Here is a 9,051-nt window from a genome sequence, read left to right on the forward strand (position 1 = left end):
ACGGGACCAGTACTGACCGAAACGGTCCCGGCTGCCTTCCGGAAGGACCGTCGGCGGTGCCGGGCCTTCAGCACCGGTGCCCACGCCCCCTGTTCAGACCGGCTGACCGCCTTCGGGGCCTGCCGGCCGCAGACCGAAGGCCCCCGGAAGGTAGTCACACCGATGGCAAGGCCAGGGGCACTCAGGCACCAGCCCATTGGCCAGCTGACCTGCAATGACGCGCCGATCGAGCACCCTTCAGAGGTGCGCGGGCTGGTCATGCTCACCTGCTGTCTCTGCCCGTTCCTGGCCGCTGTTGGTCATGCGTTGGTCATCTGGCCAACCGGCTCTGAGCAGTGAGAAGGCCCCGCCCTGCGCCACGGGGGAGGCGCACGACGGGGGCGTTCGTTCGGGGTCTACCGGGTCAAGGGCGGCGAGGCGCTTCGGGCGGCTCACGCCCGTCCCCGGAGGGGCGTTTCGCGGGTCGTCCGGGTGCCCCTCAAGCAGATGGATCCGCATGGCGACAAGCATGCTGCGGACTCCCGGCACGTAGCCGTCCTCGATCACGCCGGCCTGCGCTTGCCGGAGCTGTCGGCAGACCCGGCAGGTGTCCGGGTTCGCGGGTCCCGGCCGAGGGGTGCGGATGTCAAGCAGCATCGGGATCCCCCAGGCGCGCGAGCCACTTTGTGAGGCTGCCGCTCGAACCGCCCTGCCGCCAGTCCTGAATCAGTTGGTCGGCGTACGCCGATAACGCCGGGTCTAAGGGGTCGGTCTGCTGCCACTCGCACGGGCCCGGGTGGTCACGGAAGATCGTGCACACGTCGCCCAGCGGGGTGCGCTTGCTCAGGCACACAGCAAGGTCTTGGGCCCACTGGCCGGGCATGTCCTGATGCCAGCGCAGAAACACGTCCGAGCACGGTTCGCGCTGTGCGCCGTCCCGGAGAAAGGCGGCATGGAATACGTGCGGTATGTCGCCCAGCTGGCACTGCACCGCGTCGGCTTCCGCCCAGTCAGGGTCTGTGAACGCACACTCCAACTGGGCGGCCTTGGCGAGAACGTCAGGGTCGATGGCGGCGACGGCTTTCCATCGGGCAGTCACCTTGCCTCCCGATTCCTGGCGCAGTCCGGGCAGTTGGGAACCGGGCACGGCGGGAGTTCGTAGCTGGGGAACGCGACCATGCCCGATGCCGGGTCGAGCCGTCCGCCGTACTCCTCCCCCCAAGGGGACTGGACGTCCGTCCGAGGCTCCGCCGGGGCGTCGCTGAGGCTGACCAACTCGGGCCCCGGCAGCACGCTCATGCGGGCGCTCACCCGGTTCGCCGGGGCCGTCATGAGTCGCGCTCTGTGAGGCTTCGGTACGGCGCCACTTGTTCGGCCGCCTCGGCGCACAGCGCGTCCCAGGTCGGCGCGTCCACGGTGTGGGCGAGATTCCATGCCGGGTGGTCGGAGCGGCCGGCCCCCAACGTTTCGCGCAGTCCGAACACGCTGGCGCTGTACGGCGCCGTCGCGTACCAGTGCGGGGGTGCGTCGCTGCCTTGCTTCGACCGGAAGAATTTCCATCCCTCGGGGAGTTCGGCACTCATTTCACACCCCACCGCCCCAAGACATGCACTGGCGGTCTGCCGGATGGCCGGCTGTGGCTTTGGGCACTGTCGTCAACGCCTTGCCGGTTGGTGGCCACGCCCCCGGAGGTTTGCCCGTCGCGGGGGTCCTTGTGTATGACCACGCTGCCCGGTGGCGAGAACCAGTACCACGGCGTAACCGCTGCACTCAGGCCGCATTTTGGCCGCACGCGGTAATCTGACCAGGAGAGAAGGCAGTCGGACGGAGTACGGACATGGCAGGCAAGCGGAAGCGCCTCGCACAGCGCCGGAAGTCATGCGGCTTCACACAAGAGACCTTTGCTCAAGCCCTGCGGGTCGATCGCACTACCGTCCAACGATGGAAGAGCGGGGAGGTCGAACCCCACCCGCATCAGCGGCTGAGAATGGCCAATCTTCTACAAATTGAACCCGAGGAACTTCACGCACTATTGGCACCTGAAACCTCGGGGCTACCCCTTCTCAATGGAGACAGGGGTGAAGGTCTCGCGCTCACCATCCGTGAAATGTCACAACGTCTCGTCATGCTGGACAACGAATTGAATGGCTTGCCCATCGCGGACGTAGCCGCACGCTCCTTCAAGAAGGTTCACCGTCGCCTCGGGGAGGGGAAGTACGACAGGAAGGCGGAACACGATATCCAGGCAGCGGCAGCCGAGTTGGCCGAAGTTGCAGGATGGGCACTCTTCGATGCCGAAAAGCAAGGCTCTGCCCGCAGATTCAACCAAGAGGCACTATTCTTGGCGAGGCTCTCGGGCGATCGAGCAATTGAACTGCTGATCATGCAGAACATGGCCATGCAGGCAGGGTGGGTAGAAGCCGAGGATGTGGCAGAGTCACTTATCCTCACGACTGGTGAGATTTCTTCCGCACGTACACTTAGGCTACTCGCCAAGGCCGCGCAAAACGGTAAATCCACGCTTGCCGCACCGAGCAACTTGCGGGACGCGCTAGACCACATCGAATCCGCAATAAGAGAAGACCCGTACGAGATGTAAGAAGCGGTGTTGGGAACACGGAAAGCCGGGTTTGGGTGGCCGTGCGGCGGAGGCTGCGACGTAGAGCAGGAGCCGTGAGGAGCGGGCGGAGCAAGCCGGTTGCGTACGGGGCGATGTGCCCCGTGATCGCGAACCGTAGGGCGTCCACCTGAATGGGATCCTTGGCCCTGGACGCGGCCACTGGCGCTCCGTCCCACAGATCCCACAGCCCGGAAAAGCAAAGAACCCCTGATGAACAGGGGTCCTGGCTGGTGTCCGAGGGGGGACTTGAACCCCCACGCCCGTTAAAGGGCACTAGCACCTCAAGCTAGCGCGTCTGCCATTCCGCCACCCGGACAAGGTGTCCGCCGCTTGGTGCGGGGGTGTTTCCCGCTGCGACGCGGACAACCATACCAAGGTTTCGGAGCGCCTCTCACCTGCGTTTTCCGTCGCCCGGACAGCCCTGTGGGGCAGGGGTGTCCGGGGCGACGGAAGCGTCGCAGGGAGCGACCGGGTGGACACCTGGGGTTATGGCATGAGGTGGTACTCCGTGAAGTTGCCCGGCTGCCGTTCCCCCTCCGGTCCGTGGGTCACGGCGTGCACCAGGAGTTCGCCGCCGACGAACGCGCCGCGCCAGGACGCGCCGAAGCCGCCGAAGAGTTCGTCGCGGTCGCCTCGGGAGCGGGGCTTGCCGTGGCCGACCTTGAAGGCCCGGATCTGCGGGGCGAGGCGCTCGTAGGTCGCACGGTCGTCGGTGGACAGGGTGGCGACCAGGGCGCCGTTGGACGCGTTCATGGCGGCCAGCAGCTCCGCCTCGGTGTCCACCAGGACGATGGTGTCGACCGGGCCGAAAGGCTCGGCGTGGTGGAGGGGCGAGGAGGGCGGGGGATTCAGGAGGGTGACGGGCTGGACGTAGGCCGAGGTGTCCTGGCCGGGCAGGAGGCGGGCGTCGGACAGTTGTCCTCGGTGCAGCGGGACGGCGCCGCGGTCGACGGCCTCGGCGACCTGGTCGGTCAGCTCCTTGGCCTTGGCCGCGTTGATCAGCGGCCCGAAGTCCAGGTCGGGGTAGGGGTCGTCGGGGTGGGCCACGGCGAGCGGGTGGCCGACCTTGAGGGTGCGGACCGCCGGGAGGTAGGCCCCGAGGAAGGCGTCGAACTGCTCGCGCTGGACGACGAAGCGCGGGTACGCCGTGCAGCGCTGCTTGCCATAGTCGAAGAGCTTGGGGACGACGGCGGTGAGCGCGTCCCAGTCCGAGTGGTTCCAGATGCCCCAGGTGTTGAGTCCCTCCTGTTCGAGGATGTGCCGTTTGCCCAGGTCGGCGACGGCGGTGGCGACGGCGGCGCCGGTGTCCCGGCCGCCGACGAAGGAGACACAGCCGATCTCGGGCGCCCGCACCAGCGCCTCCGACAGCTCGCCTCCGCTGCCGCTGACGAGGGTGACGGGAATGCCCTCGCGGGCGGCGAGCGCGGCGGCCAGGGTGAGACAGGCGACGCCGCCGTCGGTCGGGGTTTTGGCGATGACCGCATTGCCTGCCAGTGATTGGACCAGCAATGCGTGAACGAGCACGCTCATCGGATAGTTCCAGCTCGCGATGTTGGAGACCGGTCCGTCCAGCGGGGTCCGGCCGTCCACCATGGACTCGATGCCATCGACGTACCAGCGCACTCCGTCGATGGCCCGGTCCACGTCCGCCGTGGCGAGCCGCCAGGGCTTGCCGATCTCCCAGACCAGCAGCAGGGCGAGCAGGTCGCGGTGGGCGGCGAGGGCGTCGAGGGTGGCGGCGACGCGGGCGCGGCGTTCGGTGAGCGGGACGTGGCGCCAGGCGCGGTGCTGGTCGAGCGCCGCGCGGACGGCCTGCCGGGCGGTGGTGCCGTCCAGGCGGGGCGGGCCGGCGATGGGGCTGCCGTCGACGGGGGTGGTGGCGGGCAGGGAGCGGCCGTCCGGCTGCCATCCGGCGTTCCAGAGGTTGAGCACGCGGTCGTCCCGGAAGGCTTCGGGGGCGGCGGTCAGACACCGCTGCCAGGCGTCCGACCAGGAGGTACCGGATTTCAGGGTGAGGGTGTTCGTGGGTGCCATCGTGGGCTCCGCTCTCGGTGCACAGTCGGGGCGGGAGGGGCGTGGCTGCTGGTCATGGTCACGGCCATGGGGCCTGGCTGCTGGTCATGGCTGGTCCCCGGGCACGGCGCGCACCGCCGGGCCCGGAACGCCGTACGGCGGTGCCGTACGGGTGGGTACGGTGACTCCGCACGGCTACTCCGCACGGCTACTCCGCACGGTTACTCCGCACGATGACTCCACGCGGTGGTCGCACGGTCACCGCGCGGAGGTCACGGAGGTCACCCAGGGGGCCGCCGGCCGGTCGTGGCGCCGGCGGGGCCCTCATCGGCTCTTTTCGGCTCTCATCCAGTGTGGTCGTCCAGCGCGGCGACCACCAGGCGTGCGGTCTCCGTCGGGGTGCTGCCGACGCGTACGCCGACCGCTTCCAGGGCTTCCTGCTTGGCCTTGGCGGTGCCGGAGGAGCCGGAGACGATGGCGCCGGCGTGGCCCATGGTCTTGCCCTCGGGCGCGGTGAATCCGGCGATGTAGCCGACGACGGGCTTGGTGACGTGCTCGCGGATGAAGGCGGCGGCCCGTTCCTCGGCGTCGCCGCCGATCTCGCCGATGAGGACGATCAGTTCGGTGTCGGGGTCGTCCTGGAACGCGGCGAGGCAGTCGATGTGGGTGGTGCCGATGACGGGGTCGCCGCCGATGCCGACACAGGTGGAGAAGCCGATGTCGCGCAGTTCGTACATCAGCTGGTACGTGAGGGTGCCGGACTTGGAGACCAGGCCGATGCGGCCGGGCTTGGTGATGTCGGCGGGGATGATGCCGGCGTTGGCCTGGCCGGGGGTGATCAGGCCGGGGCAGTTGGGTCCGATGATCCGGGTGCCGCGGTGCTTGGCGTACGCGGTGAAGGCGACCGAGTCATGGACGGGGATGCCCTCGGTGATGACGACGGCGAGGCCGATGCCGGCGTCGGCGGCCTCGGTGACGGCGGCCTTGGCGAAGGCGGGCGGCACGAAGACGACGGTGACGTCGGCGCCGGTGGCCTCGATGCCCTCGTGGACCGTGCCGAAGACCGGCACCGCGCGGTCGTCGAAGTCGATGCTGCGGCCGGCCTTGCGCGGGTTGACGCCGCCGACGACATTGGTGCCCGCGGCGAGCATCCGCCGGGTGTGCTTCATGCCCTCGCCGCCGGTCATGCCCTGGACGAGGACCTTGCTCTCCTTGGTCAGGTAGATGGCCATGTCCCGGCTCCTCAGGATGCGTGGGCGAGTTCGGCGGCGGTGCGGGCGGCGTCGTCCATGGTGGCCGACTGGCGCACCAACGGGTGCGCGTGCTCGTCGAGGATGGCGCGGCCCCGGGCGGCGTTGTTGCCGTCGAGGCGGACGACGAGGGGTTTGGTGAGCTTGACGGTGTCCAGTGCCTGCACGATGCCGTCGGCGACGGCGTCGCAGGCGGTGATGCCGCCGAAGACGTTGACGAAGACGGACTTGACGTCGGGGTCGGAGAGGATGACGGACAGCCCGTCGGCCATGATCTGCGCGGAGGCGCCGCCGCCGATGTCGAGGAAGTTGGCGGGCCGGGCGCCACAGCCCGCGACCACGTCGAGGGTGGACATGACCAGTCCGGCGCCGTTGCCGATGATGCCGACCTCGCCGTCGAGCTTGACGTAGTTCAGGCCCCGTTCGGCGGCGACCGCCTCCAGCGGGTCGTCGTGCTCGGCGGACTCGGCGCCCCAGCGGGCCTGCCGGAAGCCCGCGTTGTCGTCGAGGGTGACTTTGCCGTCGAGGGCGAGGATCTGCCCCTGTGCGGTGCGTACCAGCGGGTTGACCTCGACGAGCAGCGCGTCCTCGCGGATCAGCACCTCCCACAGCCGTACGAGTACGTCGACGGTCTGGGGCGGGAGTTTGGCGGCCTCGGCGATCTCTCCGGCCTTGGCGGAGGTGACTCCGGTGGCCGGGTCGATCGGAATGCGAGCCACCGCTTCCGGCCGAGTTGCGGCGACCTCCTCGATGTCCATGCCGCCCTCCGCCGAGGCGATGGCCAGGAAGCGGCCCGCCGCGCGGTCGAGGACGTAGGAAACGTAGTACTCCTTCTCGATGTCCACGGGCTGGGCCAGCATCACCTTGCCGACCGTGTGGCCCTTGATGTCCATGCCGAGGATCTGACGGGCTGTCAGCTCCGCGGCGGCCGGGTCGGCGGCCAGCTTGACCCCGCCCGCCTTACCGCGGCCACCCGTCTTGACCTGGGCCTTCACCACAACCCGGCCGCCAAGGCGGCGGGCGATCTCACGGGCTTCCTTGACCGAGTCGGTGACCTCGGCCCGCGGCACCAAGATGCCGTGCTCCTCGAAGAGTTCCCTTGCCTGGTGTTCGTACAGGTCCATCTCGGCTCCTGACTGAAAGTGTCGCACGCCCCCTGGACACCACCCACCGGATGCGGGATAACAAGCTTCATACAGTATTCGTCGACTGTATGCAATGTACCGCGAGACCGCTCCAACCCCCTACGAAGGGACAGGACTTCGCCATGCCTGACGACAGCCGCGACCAGAACGAGCAGCTCATCTCGGGTGGGCACCTCGTCGCCAAGGCCCTCAAGGCGGAGGGTGTGGAGGTCATCTACACCCTGTGCGGCGGGCACATCATCGACATCTACGACGGCTGCGTCGACGAAGGCATCGAGGTCGTCGACGTCCGCCACGAGCAGGTCGCCGCGCACGCCGCGGACGGCTATGCCCGGATCACCGGCAAGCCCGGCTGTGCGGTGGTCACCGCGGGGCCGGGCACCACCGACGCCGTCACCGGAGTAGCCAACGCCTTCCGCGCCGAGTCCCCGATGCTGCTGATCGGCGGCCAGGGCGCACTCACCCAGCACAAGATGGGGTCCCTCCAGGACCTGCCGCACGTCGACATGATGAACCCGATCACCAAGTTCGCGGCGACCGTGCCGGACACGGCCCGCGCGGCGGACATGGTGTCGATGGCATTTCGGGAGTGCTACCACGGCGCCCCCGGGCCCTCCTTCCTGGAGATCCCGCGCGACGTGCTCGACGCCAAGGTGCCGGTGTCCAAGGCACGGGTACCGCAGACCGGCGCCTACCGGGCCTCGACCCGCTCGGCCGGAGACCCCGAGGCCATCGAGAAGCTCGCCGACCTGCTTGTACACGCCGAGAAGCCGGCCATCCTGCTCGGCAGCCAGGTATGGACCACCCGGGGCACCGAATCGGCCATCGAACTGGTCCGCAGCCTGAACATCCCCGCCTACATGAACGGCGCCGGCCGTGGCACCCTGCCGCCCGGCGACCCGCACCACTTCCAGCTCTCCCGCCGCTACGCCTTCTCCAACGCCGATGTCATCGTGATCGTCGGCACGCCCTTCGACTTCCGCATGGGCTACGGCAAGCGGCTCTCCGCGAACGCCACCGTGGTGCAGATCGACCTCGACTACCGCACCGTCGGCAAGAACCGCGACATCGACCTCGGCATCGTCGGCGACGCCGGCCTGGTGCTGAAGTCCGTCACCGAGGCCGCCACCGGGCGGGTCAACGGCGGCGCCTCCAAGCGCAAGGAATGGCTGGACGAGCTGCGCGCCGCCGAGCAGACCGCACTGGAGAAGCGGCTGCCGAGCCTCAAGTCCGACTCCTCCCCCATCCACCCCTACCGGCTGGTCAGCGAGATCAACGACTTCCTCACCGAGGACTCGATCTACATCGGCGACGGCGGCGACATCGTCACCTTCTCCGGGCAGGTCGTCCAGCCGAAGTCACCGGGCCACTGGATGGACCCCGGCCCGCTCGGCACCCTCGGCGTCGGCATCCCGTTCGTGCTCGCCGCCAAGAAGGCCCGGCCCGACAAGGAGGTCGTCGCGCTCTTCGGCGACGGCGCGTTCTCCCTGACCGGGTGGGACTTCGAGACCCTCGTCCGCTACAACCTCCCCTTCGTCGGGATCGTCGGCAACAACTCCTCCATGAACCAGATCCGCTACGGCCAGGCCGCCAAGTACGGCAAGGAGCGCGAGCGGGTCGGCAACACCCTCGGCGACGTCCACTACGACAAGTTCGCCCAGATGCTGGGCGGCTACGGCGAGGAGGTCCGCGACCCCGCCGACATCGGCCCGGCGCTGCGCCGCGCCCGTGAGTCGGGCAAGCCGTCGCTCATCAACGTCTGGGTCGACCCGGACGCGTACGCCCCCGGAACCATGAACCAGACCATGTACAAGTGAGGTGATCCGGTGACCGCCAAGGCACTCGAAGGCGTCCGCGTCCTGGACATGACCCACGTCCAGTCCGGGCCCTCCGCGACCCAGCTGCTCGCCTGGCTCGGCGCGGACGTCGTCAAACTGGAGGCGCGGGGGGGGGGGGGGGGGCGGCGCCCCCCCCCCCCCCCCCGCCCCCCCCCCCCCCGCCTCGCACCACAAAACAACACAACACACTACAAAAAAACACAAAG

Annotated in this window: 7 protein-coding genes, 1 tRNA gene and 1 pseudogene (1 of these 9 cut by a window edge); 3 read left to right on the forward strand and 6 right to left on the reverse strand. The window is 68.8% G+C overall.

Features of this window, described 5'->3' with window-relative positions; all coding sequences use genetic code 11:
- Positions 1-625 precede the first annotated feature (625 nt).
- Together ACFXAZ_RS07355 and ACFXAZ_RS07360 are read right to left on the reverse strand one after the other, a co-directional pair.
- Entirely contained in the window at positions 626-1,126 is a 501-nt protein-coding gene (locus tag ACFXAZ_RS07355) for a hypothetical protein (RefSeq protein ID WP_384586234.1), read from the reverse strand.
- A 181-nt stretch (positions 1,127-1,307) separates the two neighbouring features.
- Positions 1,308-1,562, reverse strand: a complete 255-nt coding sequence (locus ACFXAZ_RS07360; RefSeq protein WP_384586236.1) for a hypothetical protein — start codon at positions 1,560-1,562, stop codon at positions 1,308-1,310.
- Positions 1,563-1,816: 254 nt separating this feature from the next.
- Between ACFXAZ_RS07360 and ACFXAZ_RS07365 the strand changes: the two genes are divergently transcribed.
- Positions 1,817-2,578, forward strand: a complete 762-nt coding sequence (locus tag ACFXAZ_RS07365; protein WP_384586238.1) for a helix-turn-helix transcriptional regulator — start codon at positions 1,817-1,819, stop codon at positions 2,576-2,578.
- A 249-nt stretch (positions 2,579-2,827) separates the two neighbouring features.
- Here ACFXAZ_RS07365 and ACFXAZ_RS07370 read toward each other — a convergent pair.
- From ACFXAZ_RS07370 to sucC, 4 genes are all read right to left on the reverse strand, one after another.
- Positions 2,828-2,915, reverse strand: a tRNA-Leu gene (locus ACFXAZ_RS07370).
- A 170-nt stretch (positions 2,916-3,085) separates the two neighbouring features.
- On the reverse strand, positions 3,086-4,633 hold the full coding sequence (locus ACFXAZ_RS07375) for an aldehyde dehydrogenase family protein (protein WP_384586239.1): 1,548 nt from the start codon (positions 4,631-4,633) through the stop codon (positions 3,086-3,088).
- Positions 4,634-4,956: 323 nt separating this feature from the next.
- Positions 4,957-5,844 (reverse strand): succinate--CoA ligase subunit alpha, encoded by an 888-nt coding sequence (gene sucD, locus ACFXAZ_RS07380; protein ID WP_382686860.1) that lies wholly within the window; start codon positions 5,842-5,844, stop codon positions 4,957-4,959.
- 11 nt (positions 5,845-5,855) lie between these two features.
- Entirely contained in the window at positions 5,856-6,986 is a 1,131-nt protein-coding gene (gene sucC, locus ACFXAZ_RS07385; protein WP_384586242.1) for an ADP-forming succinate--CoA ligase subunit beta, read from the reverse strand.
- Between the two features lie 143 nt (positions 6,987-7,129).
- Here sucC and ACFXAZ_RS07390 point away from each other — a divergent pair, with 143 nt between their 5' ends.
- Positions 7,130-8,824 carry a thiamine pyrophosphate-binding protein gene (locus ACFXAZ_RS07390; RefSeq protein ID WP_384586244.1) on the forward strand — a complete coding sequence of 565 codons (1,695 nt, stop codon included), beginning with the start codon at positions 7,130-7,132 and terminating at the stop codon, positions 8,822-8,824.
- A 48-nt stretch (positions 8,825-8,872) separates the two neighbouring features.
- Positions 8,873-9,051, forward strand: a pseudogene (gene frc / locus ACFXAZ_RS07395) (formyl-CoA transferase) (it continues 1,102 nt past the right edge of the window).

This window comes from Streptomyces sp. NPDC059477 (genome assembly GCF_042749375.1).
Taxonomy (GTDB): domain Bacteria; phylum Actinomycetota; class Actinomycetes; order Streptomycetales; family Streptomycetaceae; genus Streptomyces.

Excerpts from the sequence above, each read along its gene's own strand:
- sucD (WP_382686860.1), bottom strand. The coding sequence starts at position 5,844 with ATGGCCATCTACCTGACCAAGGAGAGCAAGGTCCTCGTCCAGGGCATG.
- ACFXAZ_RS07360 (WP_384586236.1), bottom strand. The coding sequence starts at position 1,562 with ATGAGTGCCGAACTCCCCGAGGGATGGAAATTCTTCCGGTCGAAGCAA.
- ACFXAZ_RS07365 (WP_384586238.1), top strand. The coding sequence starts at position 1,817 with ATGGCAGGCAAGCGGAAGCGCCTCGCACAGCGCCGGAAGTCATGCGGC.
- sucC (WP_384586242.1), bottom strand. The coding sequence starts at position 6,986 with ATGGACCTGTACGAACACCAGGCAAGGGAACTCTTCGAGGAGCACGGC.
- ACFXAZ_RS07375 (WP_384586239.1), bottom strand. The coding sequence starts at position 4,633 with ATGGCACCCACGAACACCCTCACCCTGAAATCCGGTACCTCCTGGTCG.
- ACFXAZ_RS07390 (WP_384586244.1), top strand. The coding sequence starts at position 7,130 with ATGCCTGACGACAGCCGCGACCAGAACGAGCAGCTCATCTCGGGTGGG.